This is a genomic window from Roseibium aggregatum IAM 12614 (assembly GCF_000168975.1).
GTDB classification, from domain to species: Bacteria; Pseudomonadota; Alphaproteobacteria; order Rhizobiales; family Stappiaceae; genus Roseibium; species Roseibium aggregatum.
Window position 1 is genome coordinate 143,519 of record NZ_AAUW01000002.1, and the last position, 23,255, is coordinate 166,773.

The 23,255-nt window shown below is 59.0% G+C and carries 20 protein-coding genes; 4 read left to right on the forward strand and 16 right to left on the reverse strand.

Annotated features, from left to right (window positions below; translation table 11 throughout):
- Positions 1-48: 48 nt before the first annotated feature.
- The gene (locus SIAM614_RS03175) at positions 49-696 is read left to right on the forward strand and encodes a GntR family transcriptional regulator (RefSeq protein ID WP_006932038.1); all 648 of its coding nucleotides are present in this window, start codon (positions 49-51) and stop codon (positions 694-696) included.
- On the opposite strand, the gene arsB is transcribed toward SIAM614_RS03175, so the two are convergent.
- Together arsB and SIAM614_RS03185 are read right to left on the reverse strand one after the other, a co-directional pair.
- On the reverse strand, positions 693-1,739 hold the full coding sequence (gene arsB / locus SIAM614_RS03180) for an ACR3 family arsenite efflux transporter (protein WP_040439017.1): 1,047 nt from the start codon (positions 1,737-1,739) through the stop codon (positions 693-695). The genes SIAM614_RS03175 and arsB overlap by 4 nt on opposite strands.
- 58 nt (positions 1,740-1,797) lie before the next feature.
- Positions 1,798-2,151 carry an ArsR/SmtB family transcription factor gene (locus SIAM614_RS03185; RefSeq protein ID WP_006932040.1) on the reverse strand — a complete coding sequence of 118 codons (354 nt, stop codon included), beginning with the start codon at positions 2,149-2,151 and terminating at the stop codon, positions 1,798-1,800.
- 222 nt (positions 2,152-2,373) lie between these two features.
- On the opposite strand from SIAM614_RS03185, the gene SIAM614_RS03190 reads away from it, so the two are divergent.
- The gene (locus SIAM614_RS03190; protein WP_040439020.1) at positions 2,374-3,525 is read left to right on the forward strand and encodes a calcium-binding protein; all 1,152 of its coding nucleotides are present in this window, start codon (positions 2,374-2,376) and stop codon (positions 3,523-3,525) included.
- 15 nt (positions 3,526-3,540) lie between these two features.
- Here SIAM614_RS03190 and SIAM614_RS03195 read toward each other — a convergent pair whose 3' ends face one another.
- From SIAM614_RS03195 to SIAM614_RS03230, 8 genes are all read right to left on the reverse strand, one after another.
- A complete protein-coding gene (locus SIAM614_RS03195; RefSeq protein WP_006932042.1) occupies positions 3,541-4,371 on the reverse strand; it encodes a dipeptide ABC transporter ATP-binding protein in 831 nt (276 codons plus the stop codon).
- A 1-nt stretch (position 4,372) separates the two neighbouring features.
- The gene (locus SIAM614_RS03200; RefSeq protein WP_006932043.1) at positions 4,373-5,209 is read right to left on the reverse strand and encodes an ABC transporter ATP-binding protein; all 837 of its coding nucleotides are present in this window, start codon (positions 5,207-5,209) and stop codon (positions 4,373-4,375) included.
- 3 nt (positions 5,210-5,212) lie between these two features.
- Entirely contained in the window at positions 5,213-6,142 is a 930-nt protein-coding gene (locus SIAM614_RS03205; RefSeq protein ID WP_006932044.1) for an ABC transporter permease subunit, read from the reverse strand.
- Positions 6,143-6,158: 16 nt separating this feature from the next.
- Positions 6,159-7,166, reverse strand: a complete 1,008-nt coding sequence (locus SIAM614_RS03210; protein ID WP_006932045.1) for an ABC transporter permease subunit — start codon at positions 7,164-7,166, stop codon at positions 6,159-6,161.
- Positions 7,167-7,284: 118 nt separating this feature from the next.
- Positions 7,285-8,889 carry an ABC transporter substrate-binding protein gene (locus SIAM614_RS03215; RefSeq protein ID WP_006932046.1) on the reverse strand — a complete coding sequence of 535 codons (1,605 nt, stop codon included), beginning with the start codon at positions 8,887-8,889 and terminating at the stop codon, positions 7,285-7,287.
- A gap of 295 nt (positions 8,890-9,184) precedes the next feature.
- Complete coding sequence (gene glpK / locus SIAM614_RS03220) at positions 9,185-10,678, reverse strand: glycerol kinase GlpK (RefSeq protein WP_006932047.1); 1,494 nt, start codon at positions 10,676-10,678, stop codon at positions 9,185-9,187.
- Between the two features lie 76 nt (positions 10,679-10,754).
- Entirely contained in the window at positions 10,755-12,275 is a 1,521-nt protein-coding gene (gene glpD, locus SIAM614_RS03225; RefSeq protein WP_006932048.1) for a glycerol-3-phosphate dehydrogenase, read from the reverse strand.
- 180 nt (positions 12,276-12,455) lie between these two features.
- Positions 12,456-14,747, reverse strand: coding sequence for a mechanosensitive ion channel domain-containing protein (locus SIAM614_RS03230; RefSeq protein ID WP_157139654.1), 2,292 nt, complete (start codon positions 14,745-14,747; stop codon positions 12,456-12,458).
- A gap of 298 nt (positions 14,748-15,045) precedes the next feature.
- On the opposite strand from SIAM614_RS03230, the gene SIAM614_RS03235 reads away from it, so the two are divergent.
- On the forward strand, positions 15,046-16,161 hold the full coding sequence (locus SIAM614_RS03235; protein ID WP_157139655.1) for a DUF2336 domain-containing protein: 1,116 nt from the start codon (positions 15,046-15,048) through the stop codon (positions 16,159-16,161).
- 127 nt (positions 16,162-16,288) lie between these two features.
- Here SIAM614_RS03235 and SIAM614_RS03240 read toward each other — a convergent pair whose 3' ends face one another.
- The 3 genes from SIAM614_RS03240 to fliI all read right to left on the reverse strand — a co-directional run bounded on the left by SIAM614_RS03240 (position 16,289) and on the right by fliI (position 18,689).
- Positions 16,289-16,723 (reverse strand): paraquat-inducible protein A, encoded by a 435-nt coding sequence (locus tag SIAM614_RS03240; RefSeq protein ID WP_006932051.1) that lies wholly within the window; start codon positions 16,721-16,723, stop codon positions 16,289-16,291.
- A gap of 204 nt (positions 16,724-16,927) precedes the next feature.
- On the reverse strand, positions 16,928-17,335 hold the full coding sequence (fliJ, locus tag SIAM614_RS03245) for a flagellar export protein FliJ (protein ID WP_006932052.1): 408 nt from the start codon (positions 17,333-17,335) through the stop codon (positions 16,928-16,930).
- Positions 17,336-17,363: 28 nt separating this feature from the next.
- Positions 17,364-18,689 (reverse strand): flagellar protein export ATPase FliI, encoded by a 1,326-nt coding sequence (fliI, locus tag SIAM614_RS03250; protein WP_040439023.1) that lies wholly within the window; start codon positions 18,687-18,689, stop codon positions 17,364-17,366.
- A 371-nt stretch (positions 18,690-19,060) separates the two neighbouring features.
- Between fliI and ctrA the strand changes: the two genes are divergently transcribed.
- A complete protein-coding gene (gene ctrA / locus SIAM614_RS03255) occupies positions 19,061-19,753 on the forward strand; it encodes a response regulator transcription factor CtrA (RefSeq protein WP_031270498.1) in 693 nt (230 codons plus the stop codon).
- Positions 19,754-19,869: 116 nt separating this feature from the next.
- Here the strand turns inward: ctrA and SIAM614_RS03260 are convergent, their stop codons facing one another.
- From SIAM614_RS03260 to SIAM614_RS03270, 3 genes are all read right to left on the reverse strand, one after another.
- Positions 19,870-20,841, reverse strand: a complete 972-nt coding sequence (locus SIAM614_RS03260; RefSeq protein ID WP_006932056.1) for an MBL fold metallo-hydrolase — start codon at positions 20,839-20,841, stop codon at positions 19,870-19,872.
- A gap of 309 nt (positions 20,842-21,150) precedes the next feature.
- On the reverse strand, positions 21,151-22,035 hold the full coding sequence (locus SIAM614_RS03265; protein ID WP_006932057.1) for a CheR family methyltransferase: 885 nt from the start codon (positions 22,033-22,035) through the stop codon (positions 21,151-21,153).
- Entirely contained in the window at positions 22,032-23,255 is a 1,224-nt protein-coding gene (locus SIAM614_RS03270; RefSeq protein ID WP_006932058.1) for a protein-glutamate methylesterase/protein-glutamine glutaminase, read from the reverse strand. The genes SIAM614_RS03265 and SIAM614_RS03270 overlap by 4 nt, the downstream gene beginning before the upstream one ends.

Sequence of the window (23,255 nt, forward strand, 5' to 3'; positions counted from 1 at the left end):
TGTGATATATCAAAAATACATTTGAAACATACAAAGGTCTTTTCTTCCATGTCCGCAGAATCCAGCCGATCCGCGCAGGCTTATCGCCTGCTGGAAGAAGAGATCGTTACCCTGAAGCTGAAGCCAGGCGGCACGATAACCGAAATTGCCCTCACCGAAAGACTGGGCCTTGGCCGAACGCCCATTCGAGAGGCCATTCAACGGCTGTCCTGGGAAGGCCTTCTCAACATCCGGCCACGTCTCGGCATTGTCGTTGCCGAAATGAACCCGTCCGATTTTCTGAAAGTCCTCGAGGCCCGCCATGCGCTGGAACGCCTCGTTGCCGGTCTGGCTGCACGGCTTGCCAGCAAGGACGAGCGAAGAACCCTTGAAGCGATTGCGGAAGACATGCGCGAGGCCGCCGCGAAACCGGATGTGGAGGATTATCTGCGCCTGGACAAAGCCTTCGACGAGGTCGTCGCGACGGCCGCCTGCAATCCGTTTGCCGCAAAGGCTCTTGCTCCCTTGCAAACGCAAAGCCGCCGGTTCTGGTACCGCCATTTCGGTGAGGCAGATCTCATCCCGGCGGCCTGGAGCCATATGGAGGTGATGCGTGCCATTGCCGCGGGAGACGAGGCCGCCGCAATGGATCACGCAGAAAACCTGATGCTGTATCTGCGCCGCCAGGCAACGACGCTGGTCAGCGGCTCCGGTTAGGCAGCCGCCGGAAAATGGGACCGCGTCCTGTTTGCAAAGGCAACCAGCGACAGCATCACCGGTACTTCCACAAGAACACCGACAACCGTCGCAAGGGCCGCCCCGGAATTCAGGCCGAACAGGCTGATGGCAACGGCAACAGCAAGCTCGAAGAAATTGGAAGTTCCGATCAGCGCTGCCGGTGCGGCGGTGTTGAACGGCACGCGCCAGAAATAACCCCAGGCATAAGCCACCAGGAAGATGCCGTAGCTCTGGATCAGCAGAGGGACAGCGATCAGCACGATCACCAGGGGTTTCTCCAGAATGGTCTGGGCCTGAAATCCGAACAGCAGCACGACGGTCGCCAGAAGGCCCATCACGGAGAAGGGTTTGACCTTTGCCGTAAATTCGGAGATGCGCGCGTCATTGCCCGATCCATCCAGCGCCTTGCGGGTGAAATAGCCGGCCACCAGCGGAATGATCACATAGAGGATCACGGAAAGAAGCAGGGTCTGCCACGGCACTACGATGTCGGTCACACCAAGCAGCAGCGCTGCAATGGGCGCGAAGGCGAACACCATGATGATGTCGTTGATGGAGACCTGCACGAGCGTGTAGTTGGCATCGCCGCGCACCAACTGGCTCCAGACGAAGACCATGGCAGTACACGGTGCGACACCGAGCAGGATCATGCCGGCGATATATTCCTTGGCGGTCTGCGGATCCACCAGCCCGGCAAACACATGCTCGAAAAACAGGATGCCGAGCGCCGCCATCGTAAAAGGCTTGATCAGCCAGTTGACCACGATCGTGATGCAGAGGCCCTTGGGTTTGCGGCCGACATCTTTCAGCGAAGCGAAGTCGACGTTGACCATCATCGGGTAGATCATCACCCAGATGAGTACGGCGACGACCAGGTTGACGTTGGCATACTCCAGAGATGCGATTGCCTCGAAGGCTCCGGGAAAGACTGCGCCGAGACCGACCCCGGCAGCAATGCACAATGCGACCCAGAGCGACAAGAAGCGCTCGAAGATCCCCATGGGTGACGTTTCCTGTGTCATTCCAACTCTTTCTCAACTCGGATTTTCAGCAAACCGGATGCGAGGTTGCACCGGAGCGTCAGCACGTTCCACCCGGCTCACAACCGCCACCGCCGACAAGCGAAGCAATCGGGGCGCAGAGCTCCGGATTGCCGCCGCAACAGTCCTGCAGCAGATAGGTGACGAGGCCCTGCATCGCCTCAAGGCTCGCGCGATAACAGATCGAGCGCCCGTCCCGTTCGGCGTGCACAAGGCCGGAGCGGGACAAGGCGCCCAGGTGGGTCGACAGGGTATTCGGACGCACATTGAGCGCATCTGAAATGGCACCGGCGGACATGCCTTCTTTTCCGGCTTTCACCAAAAGGCGAAAGACGTCGAGGCGTGTTTCCTGACCAAGCGCAGCCAATGCATTCAGGGCGTCTTCTTTTTCCATAATTCGAGAATACTCGAATTATGGAAATGATCAAGAGATTTTTGGCGCATGCTCAGGCAGGAATACAAACGGATCCTCTTCGGAGAGCCAAACGTGCTTTCGTTCACCCCACTCTCGCAGAAGCCTCTCGGCAAATTAAGGCATTCTTAAATACGCGCAGGAACAATCATGGTGAAATTTTACAACTTCCTGTCGTGCAGCGCTTCAAATCGGAAAGTGTCGATGAACATCAACGGTGCCTTTTCACAATACCCGGCTTATTCTCCCCAATCATCGGCGCGCATGTCCACGGAAGCCGGACAGGTCAAACAGACGAACACCGAAGTTCCCGACGTTCTGGAGAAAGCGGTTACCGAACAAAAGAACGTTGAAAAGCTGATTGAGAGGTTCAGACTCAGCCTGGCGCTTGAGAACTCGGACAGCTCCGCGTCGCAAGGCCGGTCGATAGACGATCTGATTGGCTCAATCATCACTGCGAACGCAAGAAACGAAATCATCACTGGCGCTGAAAGCGACATCATTCTGGTCAATGCCGAAAACACGATCGACGCTGGCGACGGCGACAACGTAATTCAGGCCAATGCGGGAAACACGATCAGAACCGGCAACGGAAATGATACGATCGACGCAAACGCCGATAACACCATCGACGCCGGAGATGGCGACAACATCATCAGGGTCAATGCAAACAATGTCGTCACGACCGGAAGCGGAAACGACGCTATCAACGCAAATGCCGACAACACCATCGACGCCGGTGACGGTGACAACGTCATCAGGGTCAACGCGGACAGTGCCGTCACGACCGGCACCGGAAACGACGTTATCAACGCGAATGCGGAGAACGTAATCGACGCAGGAAACGGCGACAACGTTATCAACGTCAACGCGAGCAACACTGTAACTTCCGGCAGCGGAAACGACATCATCAACGTCAATTCCGGGAACACCATCCATGCGGGCGCCGGCGACGATGTGATCACCGGCAACTCCGGCAACGTGATCCATGCCGGTCGAGGAAACGACACGATCAGGGTCAACACGGATACGGTCGTCTATTTCGAGAAGGGAGACGGTGCCGACACGATCTCCTCGGCCGGAGGTCTCGAAATCAGAATAGGCAACGGCTATTCCGCCGACGATCTGACAATCTCCTACGACAGCGGTTCTCCCGTCCTGTCCTTTGCCGGCTCCGAGGATTCGATCACCCTTTCGGGAATTTACTCCGGCAAACCGGCCACCGTGACCTTCAGCGACGGCACCAGCCGCGATATTTCCTCCCAGACGCCCCTTCGCCTCGATGGAATAAAGCAATACGAAGTCGCCGGCGCGGCCGCCCGGCAGGCGCCAGCGGCCGCAGAAACCGTTGCCTGAGGATTTCCCGCGACGTCAGGCCGCCTTGGCGGCCAGACGTTTCCTGATGCTGGCCACATCCGCCCGGGGCGTCGCGGCAAACAGCGTCTTGGTGTAGTCGTGCTGCGGGTTTTCGAACACCTCGTCCCGCGTACCGTATTCCACCACCTCACCGAAGTACATCACCATCACCTTGTCGGCGATGTAGCGCACCACAGACAGGTCATGGGAGATGAACACATAGGTGAGGCCCATTTCTTCCTGAAGATCGGCAAGAAGGTTCAGGATCTGCGCCTGAACCGACAGATCCAGCGCGGACACCGGCTCGTCGAGCACCAGCAGCTTCGGCTTCATCATGATCGCCCGCGCAATCGCGATGCGCTGGCGCTGACCACCGGAGAACATATGCGGATAGCGGCCGTAATGTTCCGGCTGCAGCCCGACCTTCTCCAGCATCTGAAGGGCCAGATCGCGGCGCTCTGCCGACGGCATGTCGGTGTTGAGCAGCAGCGGTTCTTCCAGCACGTGGCCGATCTTCTGGCGCGGGTTCAGCGAACCATAGGGGTTCTGGAACACAATCTGCACCTTCTGGCGCATTTCCTTCGAGATACCCGTCTTCGAGATATCGATCGACAGACCGTCGATCTCGATCATGCCGGAGGTCTGCGCGTCAATCATGGTGAGCATCCGGGCAAGGGTCGACTTGCCACAGCCGCTTTCACCGACCACCGCCAGGGTGGTACCGCGCTCCACGTCCAGGTTCACGCCCTTGACGGCCGTCAGGGTCGACGCCTTCTTGAACATGCCGCCCTTGATGTCATAAGTCCGGTAGAGATCGCGGACCTTGAGGATCACGTCGTCAGCCATCTCAGAAACCTCCTGCTTCGGCAAAGTCGCTCACCGTGGGCAAACGCTTGCCGGTGGCATTTTCCGGCAGGGCCGAAAGCAGCGCCCTGGTGTAGGGGTTCTTGGGGTTTTCGAAGAGAGACAGCACGTCGGCTTCCTCCATCTTGCGGCCCTTGTACTGCACGATGACCCGGTCGGCGGTTTCGGCCACCACACCCATGTCATGGGTGATCATGATCAGCCCCATGCCGCTGTCCTGCTGAAGCTGGACCAGAAGATCGAGGATCTGTTTCTGGATCGTCACGTCAAGGGCGGTCGTCGGTTCATCGGCAATCAGCAGCTTCGGCGCGCAGGAAATTGCCATCGCGATCATCACACGCTGACACTGACCACCGGACATCTGGTGCGGGAAGGCCGAGAGACGTTCAGCCGGGTTCGGAATGCCGACGGAGGTCAGGATCTCGACCACCCGGTCGCGGGCCTGACGGCCCTTCATCCCCATATGGGTCTTCAGCGTTTCACTCAGCTGGAAGCCGACCGTGAAACACGGATTGAGGCTGGCAATCGGCTCCTGGAAGATCATCGAGATGTCTTTGCCGATCACCCGGCGCCGTTCCTTGGCCGACAGGGTGCGCAGGTCCAGACCCTCGAATTCCATCTTGTCGGCGGTGATCGTTGCCGTATTCGGCAGCAGGCCCATGGTTGCCAGCATGGCAACCGATTTTCCGGACCCGGACTCGCCGACGATGGCCAGAACCTCACCCGCGTCGACCGTGTAATCGACCCCGTCCAGTGCCTTGAACGGACCCTTGGCGGTGTCGAACTCGACCTTCAGGTTTCTGATTTCAAGAAGAGACATCGCTTAGCTCCTCTTCAGTTTCGGATCGAGCGCATCGCGCAGGCCGTCGCCAACCAGGTTGATGGCAAGAACGGTGACCAGGATCGCAATGCCCGGGAAGGTGACCACCCACCAGGCGCGCAGGATGAATTCGCGCGCTTCGGCCAGCATGGTGCCCCATTCCGGGGTTGGCGGCTGTGCACCCATGCCGAGGAAGCCGAGGGCGGCTGCATCCAGGATCGCGTTGGAGAAGGACAGTGTCGCCTGAACGATCAGCGGTGCCAGGCAGTTCGGCAGGATCGTCTTGAACATCAGCCGCATGTGCCCGGCCCCGGCCACCTTTGCCGCGACGACATAGTCACGCGTGCGTTCGGACAGGACGGCCGCACGGGTCAGCCGCACGAAATGCGGCTGCAGCACGATGGCAATCGCGATCATGGCATTGATCAGCCCCGGCCCCAGGATGGCAACGAGCACCAGAGCCAGCAGGAGCGAGGGGAATGCCAGGATGATGTCCATCACGCGCATGATCAGCGTGTCGGTCATGCCGCGCATGTAGCCTGCGACAAGGCCGATCACGACACCGCCGACAAGGGCGATGGTGACCACGACGACGCCGATGAACAGCGAGAAGCGCGCACCGAAGATGAGGCGCGACAGGATATCGCGGCCGACGGCATCCGTGCCCAGCAGGAACGCGGCCTTGCCGCCCTCTTCCCAGAACGGAGGCACCAGGAAACTGTCGCGGTACTGGAAGTCGGGGCTGTGCGGCGCCACCAACGGCGCGAAGAGCGCCATGAGGACCAGAAGCGAAAAGATCACGAGGCCGATCACGGCGCCCTTGTTCTGCGAGAAGTAGTACCAGAACTCCAGAAACTGCGCTTTGGTGGCGTTGCGGCTTTCGGCCTGGAGCTTGGTCTGGTCGGCTTTCACAGCCGGCGAGGTATTTGTCATTTTCCTTGTCCCCGGCTCAGTTGTGGCGAATACGCGGATTGATCAGGCCGTAGAGCACGTCCACGATCAGGTTGACCATCATGATGATCCCGGCGATCAGCAGCAGACCGCCCTGAACCACGAAGTAGTCGCGGCGGGAGATACTGTCGACGAGCCATTTGCCGATGCCCGGCCAGGAGAAGATTGTCTCCGTCAGGATGGCGCCTGCGAGAAGCACCCCGACCTGCAGACCGATGGTGGTCACCACCGGGATCAGCGCGTTTCTGAGCGCATGCAGACCGACGACAGCACGCGGCGGCAGCCCTTTCGCCCGGGCTGTGCGCACATAGTCTTCCCCCAGAACCTCCAGCATGGCGGAGCGGGTCTGGCGTGCGATGACGGCCATCGGAATGGTCGCCAGCACGATGGACGGCAGGATCAGGTGCCGGACGGCGGAGAGGAACGCCCCCTTCTCGCCGGACAGCAGACTGTCGATCAGCATGAAGCCGGTGACCTGCGGGAAGAAGAACATCAGCGAGATGCGCCCGGAAACCGGTGTCCAGCCGAGCGTTCCCGAGAACAGGATGATCAGCAGCAGGCCCCACCAGAAGATCGGCATCGAGTAGCCGACCAGAGCTGTTCCCATGATGGCCTGATCGGCGATCGATCCGCGCTTCACGGCCGCGAAGATGCCGGCAGGAATGCCAAGGCAGACGGCGATGATGATTGCGCAAAGAGCCAATTCGGCGGTTGCCGGAAACAGCGTCAGAAATTCATCGAGCACAGGCTTCTTCGACACGAAGGAGGTGCCCAGATCCCCCTGGAAGATGCCGGCGATGTAATCGAGATACTGATGCCAAAGCGGTTTGTCGAAGCCAAGCTGGCTCAGAACCTGAGCCCTCCGTTCATCAGATATACCGCGCTCGCCGGCGAGCAGCTCGGCAGGATCGCCCGGCAGCATGCGGATAAACGAGAAGGCGACGAGGGTGACGCCAAAGAATGTCGGTATCAACAGGCCGAGTCGACCTAGAAGAAAGCGAAACATGTCAGGATCCAGATACAAAGAGCCAGCGGACACGACCTGATGTCAGGAAGGCATCCGCCGGCCAGAATGTCCGAAGGCGCCGGCATTGCTGCCAGCGCCTCCTTCGAGTTAGGCGGATTTACTCCGCAATGTCCACGCCGTCAAACCAGTGACCGCCGAGCGGGTCCATGATGTAACCGGTGACCTTGGAGGACATCGGCATGAAGACGACGGAGTGAGCGATGGTTGCCCACGGAGCCTGCTCCTTGAACACGACCTGCGCTTCTTCGTAGAGCTTGGTGCGCTCTTCCTTGCTGGTCACGGTCTTTGCCTTCATGATCAGTGCGTCGAACTCTTCGTTGCACCACTGGGCGCGGTTGGAGCCGCCGACACCATCACAGCCGAGCAGAACGGCCAGGAAGTTGTCCGGGTCGCCGTTGTCACCGGTCCAGCCAAGAAGCACGGCACCGTCACGGTTCTCGTCCTTGGAACGGGACAGGTATTCACCCCACTCGTAGGAAACGATCTCGACGTTCACACCGATGTTGGCGTAATCGGCCTGAATGACTTCAGCCATACGGCGGGCGTTCGGGTTGTAAGGACGCTGCACCGGCATTGCCCAGATCTTCATGGAAAGATCTTTCACACCAGCGGCTTCCAGCATTTCCTTTGCCAGTTCCGGGTTGTAGTCGTCGTCTTCAACGGCGTCGTTGTAGGACCACATGGTCGGCGGGATCGGGTTCTTCGCAGCCTGGCCGGAGCCCTGGAAAACTGCGTCGAGGATCGCCTGCTTGTTGATCGCGTGGTTCAGCGCCTTGCGGACTTCCGGCTTGTCGAACGGTGCCTGCTTGGTGTTGTAAGCAAGGTAACCGACGTTCAGGCCCTGCTGTTCCATCAGGGTCAGAGTATCGTCAGACTGGATGTCTGTGATGTCGGCCGGTGCCGGGTACGGCATGATGTGACATTCGCCGGCCTTCAGCTTCTGAAGGCGCACGGCTGCATCCGGAGTGATCGCGAAGATCAGGTTGTCGACCGGCTGCTTGCCACCCCAATAGTCCGCGTTGGCGGCATAACGGATCACGGCGTCTTTCTGGTAACCCACGAAAGTGAACGGACCGGTGCCGACCGGCTGCTGGTTGAGCTGGTCCTTGGTACCCGCAGCTTCGAGCTGGGCTGCATATTCGGCAGACACGATGGAAGCGAAATCCATCGCCAGGTTGGCGATCATCGGAGCTTCCGGACGGTTCAACACGAACTTGACCGTGTAATCGTCAACCTTGACGATTTCCTTGATCAGGTCCGGCATGGACATGCCTTCGAAATATTCCCAGGCGGTGCCGGCGGTGTATTCGTGCCACGGATGATCCTTCTTGAGCTGACGCTCGAAGGTGAAGAGCACGTCGTCGGCATTGAATTCACGGGTCGGCGTGAAGAAGCTGGTGGTGTGGAACTTCACGCCCTGACGCAGCTTGAAGGTGTATTCCAGGCCGTCTTCGGAAACTTCCCAGCTTTCAGCCAGGCCCGGCAGCACTTCGGTCGTGCCGCGCTTGAACTCGACAAGCCGGTTGTAGATCGGCTTGGAGGAAGCGTCGAACGTCGTACCTGCTGTGTAGAGTGCAGCATCGAAGCCTTCAGGCGAACCTTCAGAGCAGTAAACCAGGTTTTTTGCAGAAGCGCCGGTTGCTGCAATCACAGCAAGGCTTACGCCAAGAAGGGATGCCTTCAAGGTTTTTTGGAAATTCATCAAACTGTTCTCCCCTTGATGAAGAGCAAGGGCCTTGCATCGTTGAATCGCGCAAAGGAGTTAAGCCCAAGCCAGCGCAAACTAAGGCGTTTTTTTGTCAGAAAATCAACTGCCAACATATTTCTAATTTGACGACGATATTGAAATTTTTTTGCTAGGTAAGAGTTGCTGCCGTAAATATTTAACACGCCAGGGCGGCCACAGGAAAACAAATACCGCTGTGGCAGCTTTTTCATACATCCGCTAACCGACTGAAATTTATAGGCTCCCGCAAAATCGGGAGCCCATGCGATCGTCAGTCCTGCGTGGAACGCGTGCGTTTGACGGCATCCTGCCATCCGGCAAGCAATCTTGTCCGCTCACTTTCCTGTAAACGCGGCTCAAACCGCTTTTCCAGCTTCCATTCCGCCGAGAAAGCCTCGGCGCCGGGCCAGATACCGGCCTTCGAACCGGCGAGCCACGCCGCACCGAGGGCGGTTGTCTCCGGCACGGTTGGGCGGTCGACCGGCGCGCCCAGAATGTCGGCCAGGAATTGCATCGTCCAGTCGGACGCCGTCATGCCGCCATCGACACGTAGAACCGGCTGCTCGGCTTCCGGCCAGTCCGCCCGCATGGCTTCAACAAGGTCGCTCGTCTGAAAGCCGACGCTTTGCAGCACCGCACGGGCAATTTCCTTCGGTCCCGTGTTGCGCGTCAGACCGAACAGCGCACCGCGGGCCTCCGCATCCCAGTAAGGTGCCCCCAGCCCGACGAAGGCTGGCACAAGATAGACGTCCTGGTTCGGGTCTGCCTGCTCGGCAAGTGCCTGGGTGTCGGCGGCGTTTTCAATGAGACCCAGACCATCCCGCAGCCACTGGACGGCGGCACCGGCAACGAAGATGGATCCTTCGAGCGCATAGGTGGTTTCGCCGTTCAGCCTGTAGGCGATGGTCGTCAGCATGCGGTTATTGGACCGGACCGGCTTGGAACCGGTGTTCATCAGCGCAAAGCAGCCTGTGCCATAGGTGGACTTGACCATGCCGGGCTCGAAACAGGCCTGCCCGACCGTTGCCGCCTGCTGGTCGCCCGCAACACCGAGGATCGGGATCGCCCGGCCGAACAGCTCGGTGTCTGAGACACCGAATTCATCGGCGCTGTCCTTCACCTCGGGCAGCAGGCTTTGCGGAATGTTGAGGAGCTTGCAGAGTTCCTCATCCCACTTGTTGTCATGAATGTTGTAGATCAGCGTCCGGGAGGCGTTGGTGGCGTCTGTTGCATGCACCTTGCCGCCCGTGAGCTGCCAGATCAGCCAGGTATCGACGGTTCCGAAAGCAAGCTCTCCGCGATCTGCGCGCTCACGCGCACCGTCGACATTGTCGAGGATCCAGGCAATCTTGGTTCCGGAAAAATAAGGGTCGAGCAGCAGGCCCGTCTTGGCCGCAAAGGTGCCTTCCCGGCCTTCCGCGCGTAATTTTGCACAGAACTCCGCTGTACGCCGATCCTGCCAGACAATGGCGTTATAGACGGGTTCGCCTGTTGACCGGTCCCAGACAAGCGTGGTTTCGCGCTGGTTGGTGATCCCGATCGCGGCAACATCCGCCCCGCCAGAGGGAGCCTTTTCCAGTGCCTCGCGGCAAACGCGCAAGGTGCTCGCCCAGATGTCGGCCGGTGAATGTTCCACCCATCCCGACTTCGGGAAATGTTGCGGAAATTCCTGCTGCCCCACACTGATTGGATGGAAATCTTCGCCGAAGACAATTGCCCGGCTCGACGTCGTGCCCTGGTCTATTGCCAAAACACATCCGGCCATGGCGCACCTCCCGTTTTCTTCTTGTCATGAAAACTGCCGGCAAGGCCGGCAGGTCGTCTGGTTCCGTTTGACAAAACTATGCCGCAGCGCCGGCCTGCTCTGCAAGATAGGCCGACAGATAGGTGTCCAGTTCGGCCGCTTCCTCCCGGCTGAGCCGCAACCCCAGCTTCGTCCGCCGCCACAGAATGTCCTGAGCGCTGCGGGCCCATTCACGGCGGACCAGCCACTTCACTTCCGCTTCATGGAGATTGTAGCCAAAGCAGCGGCCGAGGTCTTCCAGCGTCTTCGCCTCTCCCAGGATGTAGCGCGCATCAGTGCCGTAAAGCCGGATCAAACGGGTGGCGAACACCTTGTCCAGGAACGGATAATCGGCTTCGAGCCGGGAAACTTGCGTGTCGAATTCGCTGACCTTGAAATCACCGCCCGGCAGCGGCGCATAGGCGGTCCAAACCCCGCGCTTCAACGGCAGATACGGCTCCAGCTTATCCAGGACATGCTCGGCCAATTTGCGGTAGGTCGTGATCTTGCCACCGAAGACGGACAGGATCGCCGGCCTTGCGTCGCCGACATCCAGTTCGAGCACATAGTCGCGCGTCGCCGCCTTGGCGTCCTTTGCGCCATCGTCGTAAAGCGGGCGAACGCCGGAATAGGTGTGCACCACATCTTCGGGTGTGATCGCATTTTCCAGGTACTCGCTCGCCGCCTTGCACAGATAGGCGATCTCGTCCTTCGAGATCTCGACCTTGCTCAGGTCGTCCTGGAAATCGACATCGGTCGTGCCGATCAGCGTGAAGTCGTTTTCATAAGGGATGGCAAAGACGATCCGGCCATCGCCGTTCTGGAAGATAAAGCAGCGGTCATGCTCGAACTGGCGCTTGACGATGATGTGACTGCCTTTCACCAGGCGGACACTGGAACTGTTGTTCGCGCCCGCCACGCCGTTCAGCATGTCGGCAACCCAGGGCCCTGCCGCATTGACCAGCACATTGGCGGTTAAGGTCTTTTCCTCGCCGCTCGCCAGATCCTTCAGAACAACCTGCCAGTGATCCCCGTCCCGCCGCGCGCTGATGCATTTGGTGCGGGTCAGGATATCCGCCCCGCGATCGGCCGCATCACGCGCGTTGAGAACGACAAGACGGGCATCGTCCACCCAGCAGTCCGAATATTCGAACCCCTTCTTGAAAAGCTTCTTCAGCCCCTGCGAGAACGGTGCCTGGTCCAGACGAACGGTCTTGGTGGCCGGCAGCAGTTCGCGGCCGCCCAGATGGTCATACATGAACAGACCGAGCCGCAGGAGCCATGCCGGGCGCAGATCCTTGTGGTGTGGCAGGATGAACCGCAGCGGCCAGGCGATGTGGGGCGCGGCCCGCCACAGCACTTCGCGCTCCTTCAGCGCTTTGCGCACCAGGCCGAACTCGTAGTACTCCAGATAACGCAGCCCGCCGTGGATGAGTTTGGTGGAGGCCGACGATGTGGCGCCGGCAAGGTCACCCATCTCGACCAGAAGAACCGAAGCCCCCCGGCCGACCGCGTCGCGGGCAATACCCGTTCCGTTGATGCCCCCACCGATGATCAAAAGATCGTAATCCGCAGCCATAACTGTCCCCGGCCTGTGTTTTTGCGTCTCAGGATTGAAAATGAAAATAAAACGAAACTTCTCGAAATTCAATCAACAATTTCGCAGATAAAGACGAAAGACCCCGGCAAGAGGCTTGCGTCTCCGCCGGGGTCAAACAATTCATCAGGAATGCGCAAGGCATTGATCTGACTTCTATTCTCAGTCTTCAGCCGGCGCATCGTCCTCAAGCTGGTCCGCGGAGACGTCAACCTTCTTGCGCTGTTTCGGTTTGCTGTCTTCCTCGACGAAAGGCGGCGTCGCAGAATGGTAGGTGACCTGCGGGAACGGGATTTCGATATCCCGCTCGTCGAAGACCTGTTTGACGAATTCGTTATATGCGCGCCCAACGCCCCACTGCTCGCCCGGGATCGTCTTGATACGGCCACGGATATCGATGGAGCTGGCACCGAAGTTGGTGACGCCGTGCATCTCGAAATCGCCAATGATCTTGGGTCCGAAATCCGTTTCCTGCAGCCTGCGGAACGCTTCCAGCATGGCGTCCTTCGCGTCGGATATATTGGTGTCGTAGGCAACGCCGATCAGCGCGACATGATAGGAGAAGCCGCGCATGAAGTTGGACACCATGTCGACGGAAGAGAACGGAATGATATGGGTCGTTCCATCCAGGTCGCGCATGCGCACGGACCGGACGGTGATCCCCTCGACTGTCCCCGTCACGCCGGCAACGGTGACGACGTCGCCTTCGTTGATGGCATTCTCGATCTGGATGAAGGCACCGGTGATGATGTCCTTGACCAGGGTCTGCGCGCCGAAGGAAATCGCCAGGCCGACAACACCGGCACCGGCGATCAGCGGGCCGATGTCAATGCCGACTTCCGACAGGGACAACAGCAGCGCCATCACCACGATGACCACCGTCGACGCGTTCCGGAACAACTGGAACAGCGTGCGCTCGCGTGCGGTCACGATGTATCCGGAGCGCGATTGCAGCCTGAGATCCACCCAGGACATGACGGCCAGCCAGATGACGAAGGCGACGAACAGGACCAGGAAGGCGGATCCATAACTGCTGAGAAGCTGCACCCCGGCTTCGCTTGCCAGCCACTCGGCAATCGTCAACAGACCCCAGATATCCAGAAGCAGCAGCACGGTTGCCAGGAACACGGCAAACCGGATGAACTTCAAAAGCCGCGGCACGAACGCGTTCAGCCGGCTCTGAAGCGCCGGAAGGGTCCGGTTCAGGTCGTCCGGCAGGCGGATCCCGCCCTTGATGGCTTTGGTGACGACAAGTGAGATGGCCATACCCGCCATGATGGTCAGGATCGACAGCCCCGTCGCTCTCAGGATGATGGTCGTGGCGTCAAACGGCCGGGTGACCCAGATGATGAAGACCGCCGCGATGTAACCGAAGGCAGCCAGATGCCAGAGCTGGCCGACCAGAACGAGCGCGCGCTTGGCAATGGCGCTCTGCAGGTGTTCGGCGTAATCCTTGGCGCCAGCGTTCACGCGGTGCCTGTTCTGGTGCACCAGAACCAGCAGATAGACCATACCCAAAAGGACGACGATGAACCGCAGGGCGTTGCCCAGAACGAAGGAGACGGCAACGTTGGCGATCGGCACCGCCAGAAATACACCGAAAATCATCCAGTACATGAACAGCCGCAAACGGCGATACCAGTAAAGTGAACTCTGATCGGTGAACGGCAGAAGCCGCAGTTCCGGCCGCCCGGGCGCAAAGATGAAGCGCAGCGAGACATTGGCCATGCCGAGGATGAAAAACGCGTTCAGCGCCAGGCTTTCCTGCAACGTGACGCCCGCTTTTAGGCCTCCGAAACTCGCCAGCGCAGCCGCGTTGCCAACGGCCCAGCCGAGCCCGACCGTAACCGCATCGACAACCGATGTCAGAACGAGAACGAAGGTCCGGGTCAGCCCGCCGCCGTAGCGCGCATAGACCGAAATGCGCGGATAGAGCCGCTTGGCGACAAACTGGCTGATAAGAAAACCGGCATAGGCGGCAATCAGCACCATGACGACCTGAACCGCGATATCCTTCACCCGGTCCCATTTGACCGGGATATCGCCCCGCGCGACGAGAACCAGACCATTCAACGAGCGCATGGCCTGCTGCAGCAGATAGCCCGCATCGTCCACCAGCGCGCGCGTGTATTCGCCGATCCGCAAGGCGAAATTTTCCTGCTGCAGGGGCTGGGAAGCCCCTTCCACCGGAGTTGCCGCTTCGTTTCCGGGAACCTGCCTGTCACCATCGGCGGGCTGAGCGCTGCCGGCGTTCTTTTTCAACAGATCGATCAGCGCGGCCCGGCTTTCCGGATCGTTCAGGACCTTTATCAGTGCCTGATTCGCCTGTTCGACATCAGCCGATGGGACCTGCTCCTGCGCTGTAGACTGCCCCCCGCTTTCCTGAGCCAGAACCGGAGACATTCCGGCGAAGATCATCATCAGAGAAAAGAGGCAACAGCGCAAAATCGTCATTTCAAACCCTTGTTCGTTCCGGAAAGGCCAACAGGCGTCCGGCCATGGCAGGGACAATATGGAGGAACAACACGCGATGAAAAGGCTCAGGCAGCCGTCTTCAGTTATTTTTTAGGTACTATTGTGGAATGCAAGTTGACTGAGTAGTAAGCAGACTGCCGGTTCCAGCATAAGTAGCGTTTCATTGGAAATTGGAAAAAGATCTCACACTAACGCAAGGTAATATGCCAACCTCAACCTATCGGGTAACGCAATAATAACAATGTGGGCGCCAATCTGGCCCGACGAGGAGGAAGGGATGCCCAGGTCCTTGATCAAACTCGCCCTTGAAGGCACCGACGAAGCGCGACGGCGACTGTTCGCGCAGGTGAGCGAACTTGTGATCTCGAACCTGGAAGAACGGACCGACCGGGAACTTGCCATCTTCTCCGAAGTGATCATCAAGCTTTACAGCGTCGGCACCCCGAAAGACCGGGCACGACTGGCGCACAAGCTGGCGACACATGTGAACACGCCGCCGGAACTTGCCCGCAAGATTGCCCAGGACGACGTCAGTGTGGCCATGCCCCTGCTTGCGCAAAGCCCGGCGCTGACCCAGGAAGACCTGATCGATTTCGTTGAACGCCTGAGCAATGCTCACCTGCAGGTGATCGCCCGCCGCACGGATCTTTCCACTGAAGTGTCCGATGCAATTGCCGAAAAGGGCGACCGCCCGGTGCATCGCATTCTGGTTGGCAATCGCGAGATCAAGCTGTCACGGGAGACGATGCTGTCTTTCGTAAAACACGCCACGGAAGACGTGGTCTTGCGTGAAGACCTTTGCCTGCGCTCCGACCTTTCCCCCGCGGTTTGCCGGGCCCTGCTGCCACTCGTGGACGACGAGACCAAGAAGCGGCTGCGCAGCATCATCGAAGGTTCCCTGTCGCAGGAACAACTCGATCAGATCGCAAGGCTCAAGGTTCTGCGCCGGGAATTCGGCGAAGCGCTGAACAATCCCGACATGGCGCTACTGTGGCGGGAAGCCGAGCGTTCGGACATCACCGTCAACGAACTGATGATCCTGCTGTTGCAGGATGGCCGCTTCAATCACGCGATCGAACTGCTCAGCGCACGCGGGCGGACAGCGCAAAAAGCGCTCAAGGACGCGGTTTTCAATGGCAAGAAGGATGTGGTTTTGAGAACGGCAGCGAAGGCTGGCCTCGACATCCCGACCTTTGCCCTATTCGCCAAGGTACGCTGCGACCACTTGAAGATCCCTGCGGCACAGGGCTCCGAATGGACCGTGACCTACAAGAAATATCTCGACGGTTCGGCGCAATCAAAACAGTCACGCTGCGGTGACTTCCAGGCAAATCGGCGAGAAAAAAAAACAAGAAACGCCACTGACCGGCCGGCACGCTCCGCGGCGATGTAGCGCCAGCACGGCTGACGGATACCGGCGCACCGGACCGCGCGCCTGCCCGCTCCGTTCCGGCAGGAAGGCCGGCTAGCCGATGTGCGCCAAACCGCAGCTTCCCGCATGAGCCGGATTTCGTGGGACTTCAGTTTCGTGAACAAAGCGTCGCGGCGATCGCGGTCGACAAGGTTGCGGCGGCATAGAACCAAAGCCCCGGCAAAATGGCGGCGGCGGCCAATCCGCTGGTCTTGGCCGCGAAAAGCACCAGCGCTACCAGCATGACGTCCAGCATCGACCACTTGCTGACCATCGACAGAAGCGCCAGCGAGCGTGTCTTCGCACCGCTGAGCACGGCCACATGGATCAGCAGGATCTTCAGTGCGGGAAATCCGATCGAAAACAGCGCCACAATCGCGGCAAGAACGGCATCGCCTTCCCGATAAAGGCTCGTCACCATTTCGATCAGCGTGGGGCGTTCTTCCAGAAAATAGAGACGTTCGAACCGCATCAGCGGCTGCGTCAGCCCAAGGGCAAAGGAAAACGTGGAAACGGGAAGCAGGAAAGCCAGAAAAAATCGCATCGAAACTGCCGTACCCTGGCTACCGTCTTAAAATATTGCGGCCTGGCACCCGGTGAAGGCGGTCCGACCAACCGTTTCCATATCACCCGGACCGGAAAGCACAAAACCTGACCGCCGCAAGCAACGATCAGGAATATAAGTACATGCATCCAACGTCGCCAGCCCCCTGTTGGAGACCGGCGTTGCAGGGGAAGGTCTGAAGCCTTAGCGCCCGCGTGCCCGCGCGGCGACCTCGTCGAGCAGATCCTGCTCCGCCATTTCCTGGGCGGTGCGTTCGCGCTGCTGGTCGCGCTCTTCAAGCTGCTCGAACTTCTTCAGCTCTTCAATCGCCTCGCTGAGCTCGTCCCGGGCGCGTTGAAGCTGATCATCCAGTTCATGCGCGGAATTGCGCAGATTGTCACGCCGGTCCGCAGCGGCCTTGGCGAACGTCGGATAGGCAAAATGTGTGACATCCGTGATACCGACCCGCTCCTGCTCCGACCGGATCTGGTCGTCAAGTTCATCGGCCATACGGTTGAACTCGGCGATCATGCTCTCGATCTGAGCAAGCTGTCGCCGTTTTTCGTCAACCTGAAACCGCTTCAAACGGATCAAACTGTCTCGGGTTTTCATTACTCAATACTCCCCTAACACGGGCAGTTTACCCCTGAGTCATTTCCAAAAGGTTGGCAAGTTGCGCATACCCGTCAGAAAGTGATGTCGCTTCGTCTTTTCCCTGATTGAGAAAATCGTCGATCATGTCGAACCTGTAAATGGCCTCGTCCACGGTCGGGTCCGATCCCTTTCGGTATGCGCCCAGCCGGATCAGTTCTTCCATGTCGGTATAGGTCGACAGAAGCTGGCGGGCCCGGCGCAAAACCGGAAGTTGCTCCGGCGGCACGCAGCGCGGCATGGTCCGGGAGACGGATTTCAGGACATTGATCGCCGGATAACGGCCCCGCTCGGCGATGCCGCGTTCCATCACCACGTGACCATCGAGAATACCACGAACCGCATCGGCCACTGGCTCGTTGTGATTGTCCCCTTCCACCAGCACGGTGAAGAGCCCGGTGATCGATCCGCTGTTCTCCTTGCCGGGACCGGCCCGCTCCAGAAGACGCGGCAATTCGGTGAAGACCGTCGGCGTGTAGCCCTTGGAAGTCGGCGGCTCGCCAATCGAGAGGCCGATCTCGCGCTGCGCCATTGCGAATCGCGTCACCGAATCCATCATGCACAGGACATTCTTGCCTTCGTCGCGAAAATGCTCTGCAACCGTCATGGTCAGATAGGCAGCCTGCCGGCGCATCAGAACACTTTCGTCGGAGGTCGCGACCACCACCACGGAGCGTTCCAGCCCCGCTTCTCCAAGGTCATCCTCGATGAATTCCTGAACCTCGCGGCCACGCTCACCGATAAGACCGATCACCGCAACATCGCATTTGGTATTGCGCGCCAGCATGGACATCAGCACGGACTTGCCGACGCCCGAACCGGCGAAAATGCCCATCCGCTGCCCCTCGCAACAGGTTACGAAGGTGTTAAGCGCGCGCACACCGAGATCGAGAGGCGGCCCAACTCGTTTACGTTCGGAGGCCGGAGGAGGTGAACTTCGCAATTTGCGAGGCACTCCGCCATGAACAAGGTTTCCTTTACCATCAATCGGTTCACCAAGTGCGTTAATGACTCGGCCAAGCCAGGCATTGGCCGGATGCACCACGCTGTCGCGCGCCTGAATCACCGCTTTGCAACCCATTCGCACGCCTTCCAGCCCGGAAAACGGCATGCAAAGCGCGTGTCCTTCGCGAAAACCGACCACTTCTGCGGGTACTTTGGGGTTATCCTCACCGTTATCGATCAATAATCTCGATCCGACACTCATTTCGTGAATCGGGCCCGCGATCTCGACGAGAAGTCCCTGAACCGCAGTCACCCGGCCATAAATTTCGGTCGGCATAAGCGAATCAATCTCGGCGAAAAGCGCCTTCACGTAAATTTCCTTCCCTCGTTAACGGATTTGGTAACCGATCGTTTACGACTCTGGTTAATCTTAACCTTTGGAAGGCTGACAAGCGAGAGCCATTTCGGAGTCAAAACGGCTTTGTTGAAAGGAATCTGAACGGAATCGGTTAGCGCCGGTTCTTAAAGTTCAACATTAAGATTTGTGAATCCGGATTTTTTTGGGGATTCAATAAGTTGACTGTTGTTCACAGTTTCCTCTCTCCAGAGCTTGCCGTTACGAATCATATTTTGTTAACCATTAACCGGTAGCTTTGAGTCGGGGTTAACATCAGTCCTTCGTAGCAGGCACCGACAGAGCCGTTGCGACTTGCCCAGGAAAGGCAGAACAAGGGGATTGGCATGCGTGTATTGTTGATTGAGGATGATAGCGCCACAGCGCAGAGCATCGAGTTGATGCTGAAGTCCGAGAACTTCAACGTCTACACGACAGATCTTGGCGAGGAAGGTATCGACCTCGGCAAGCTGTACGATTACGACATCATTATGTTGGATTTGAACCTGCCGGACATGTCTGGCTATGAGGTTCTCCGGACGCTTCGCGTTTCAAAGGTCAAGACACCGATCCTGATCCTTTCCGGCAACGCGGGCATTGAAGACAAGGTTCGTGGCCTCGGCTTCGGCGCTGACGATTACATGACCAAGCCGTTCCACAAGGATGAGCTTGTCGCACGTATCCACGCCATCGTTCGCCGCTCCAAGGGCCATGCGCAATCGGTGATTGTCACCGGCGACCTGAAGGTCAACCTAGACACCAAGACCGTCGAAGTCGGCGGCCAGCGCGTCCATCTGACCGGCAAGGAATACCAGATGCTGGAGCTTCTCTCCCTGCGCAAGGGAACGACGCTCACCAAGGAGATGTTCCTGAACCATCTCTACGGCGGCATGGACGAGCCGGAACTGAAGATCATCGACGTGTTCATCTGTAAGCTTCGCAAGAAGCTGGCAGCAGCAACTTCCGGCAAGAACTACATCGAAACGGTGTGGGGCCGCGGCTACGTGCTGCGCGAACCGGATGTCGAAGCAGCCGCCTGATCCGGCATCAGACGTAGACGTTTTAAAGCCCCGGCCTTGCGCCGGGGCTTTTGTTTTGACGGGAGGACAGCTCTAACCGGGGCTGCGGCAGGTTCCTTGCTGTCACAAAGACGGGATCAGAGCTTCAACTGATAGGATGCCGGAACGTAGCGGAACCCGCTGTCGTTCGTGTCCACGTAGCCGACCGCCGGAAATGGCATGTGGTACCCGACAAAGGGGATCTTGTCGGCGGCCAGCATTCCGAAAACATCCTTGCGGGTGGCGGCAGCACCTTCCTTGTCCATGTCGAAACGGACTTCCCATTCGGGATGCGCCAGGGACCAGACATAGTGGTTCGCCGTATCCGCCGTTATTGCAAGCTGTTTGCCGTCGCTCTCCAGCATGTAGATCATGTGACCGGGCGTATGTCCTGACGCGGCCATCGCGGTGACACCACTTGCCACGCTGCCACCGTCGTCAAGGAAAGTCATCTTTTCCGCCAGCGGCTTGACATGACTTGCCATCAGTTTGGTAACGCCGTTGGCTTCGGCATCCATCGCGGCCCAGAAGTCATATTCCTTCTGCCCGGTGACGTAGCGCGCGTTGGCAAAGGCAGGTGAACCGCCCTCCATCAGACCGCTGATATGGTCGGGATGCATATGCGTCAGCACCACCAGATCCACCTGCTCCGGCGTGTATCCCGCACTTTCCAGCGCGGCGCGCATGTTGCCCCTGCCCGGCCGCGCCCCCTCGCCATTGCCGGTATCAAAAAGAATCAACTCGTTGCCCGTGTTGACGAGCGTTGGCGTGAAACTGATCTGGAAACTGTCGTCAGGCAGGAAATTTCTGGCGTTGGTCGCAGAAAAAGTTTCCGCGTCAACATTCATGGCGAATGTCTTCTGCGGCTCGTTCAAGGTGACCGCCCCGTCGTGCAATGTCGTGACTTCGAAACCACCCACGGAATAACGGGCGACCGACGCCGGCAAGGCGGACTGCTTTTCGGCGGCTGCATGAACCACGGTGGTTCCGGCAAGGCTTGCTCCGGCAAGCACACCGCCGGCCCCCAGAAGCGCTGCGCGGCGCGTGAGTTCAACTTTAATCTCGGTCATATGTCCACTCCCTGCAATTCCGATGCATCAAGACCGTCCCGCAAACGGACACGCCTGGTATCCGGCAGGACGCAAAGCTTACGTCGAAGAAGATGGAATGGTTTCAGGTCCAGACAAGTACCGGCCGGCGTCAGTTGGACACCCGCAAGGAACGCGCATTAAAGAACAGGATTTCAATAACTTAGCGGGAGGCAACGGGCAGCTCGCATGCTCTTTCCCCTTCACGATACCGTGAATGGAAAAGGCGGCCGTGGCCGCCTTTTTGAATTGAACTGCTTTGCTGCGCCAGTGGTGCGGGCATAGGAGCCCTTAGCGCTGCAGCCCCAGACCGCCACCGACGGCCAGCCGCGGCGTTGCGGCCGAACCGGTCGTCGCCTGGGCCGCCTGTTTCTTCTGGAACAGGCCACGCTTGCCGGCAACGGGCTTGAAGGCGTCCGTCAGACCGACCACGGTTTCCGCGGCTCCAAGAACGAGATAGCCGTCGTCGGGCAAGGATTTAGCCAGCCTTCCGAGGATTTCCGTCTTGGTTGCCTGATCAAAGTAGATCAGCACGTTGCGGCAGAAGATGATGTCGAACTCGCCCAGATGGGTGAAGCTTTCCAGGAGGTTCAGCTTCTTCCATTCGATCATGGCGCGCATGCCGGCATTGATCTGCCACATCTCGCCCTTCTGCTCGAAATACTTCAGCAGCATCTGGATCGGCAGGCCACGCTGGACCTCGAACTGGCTGTAGAGGCCGGTCTTGGCCTTTTCCAGCACTTCGTTGGACAGGTCCGTACCCAGAATCCGGGTCCGCCAGCCAGCCATTTTCGCGGCATCTTCCTTCAGGCAGATCGCCAGGGAATAAGGTTCCTGGCCGGTCGAGGCCGCCGCGCACCAGATCTTGATCTGCTTGCGCGTCGCGCGGCTTTGCAGCAGCGCCGGCAGCATCGTGTCCTTGAAGTGGTCGAACGGGGTCTTGTCCCGGAAGAAGAACGACTCGTTGGTCGTCATTGCTTCAACCACATCCGTTTCCAGCGCCCGGTTGGTGCCGCGCTGAAGCTGCTGGATCACCGCGCTGAGTGTTTCCAGCTTGGAACTGCGTGCGACCGGCAGAAGGCGGCTTTCGACCAGATACTGCTTGTCGTTGGACAGAACCAGGCCGGAGCGGGTCTTCAGAAAGTTTTTCAGAAACTCGAACTCGCTCGGGGTCATCTCGTGTTCCCCTTCAGAACGCGCGAGATCTTCGGGCCGATCTCCTTCAAGGGTAGAATTTCGCTGCAAACGCCCGTTTGTGCAGCTGCGCCAGGCATGCCCCAGACCACGCTTGTGGCTTCGTCCTGCGTGATCACGCTGCCGCCGCCCGCCGCAATGGTTTTGACGCCTTCAGCACCGTCGTGTCCCATCCCGGTCAGGATGACTGCAAGACTTGCCGAACCGAACACCTTGGCGACACTGTCGAACAGGGGATCGACGGCAGGCTTGCAGAAATTCACGGGAGGACCGTCCGTCAGCCGGATTTTGGCGACGCCGCCGTCCTTCTCGATGATCATGTGCTTGCCGCCAGGCGCGACATAGATATTGCCGGGCTTCAGCACTTCGCCATCCTCGCCTTCCTTGGACGGACGCAGGGCAGCCTTGCCCATGTGTTCGGCCAGAATGGCAGTAAAGGTTGGCGGCATATGCTGGGTGATGACCACCGGCACATCGTTCATGGCCGTACCCACTTCGCGCATGACTTCCTGCAGAGCCTGCGGACCGCCCGTGGAGGAGCCGATCGCCAGGATGCGCGGACGCGCGGATGAATACGGACGTGTCTGGTATTTGACCGCTCCGGCAGCAGCTCCCGCCGGTTGAGCCGCCCCACGAAAGGTCGCCCGAGTGTCGGTTGCAGGGCGCACCGAGACCGGCCTGACCGGCTGTGCGGTGCGGCCAGCGCTGGTTTCCGCACGCATGGTGCGTGCCGGCCCGCGCATGCGTATGGCACGCGCGCCAAGCGCCTTGACCTTCTCGATCAGTTCGCGGCGAAAATCGATTGAAGTCGTGACCTCGGACGTCGATTCCGGCTTCGGCACATAGTCCGCAGCGCCGAGCGACAGGGCCTTCAAGCTGATCTCCGCGTTCCGGCGGGTCAGTGTGGAAGCCATGATCACGACGAGATCGCGCTTCTTTGCCAGCATGAGCGGCAAGGCCGTCATGCCATCCATCTCCGGCATCTCGATGTCGAGAACGACGACGTCCGGATTGCTTTTTTCGATATCTTCTACAGCAAGCTTGCCGTTGCGGTGCGAGCTGACGACTTTCAGACTTTTGTCTTCACCGAGCCAGCGTGTCAGAAGTCCGCGGATGACGACGGCGTCATCTACGACCATGACCTTGATGGGATCGCTGCCCGGACTCGTGCCCGCAGTTATGCTTCTTTGCGCAAACGCCAT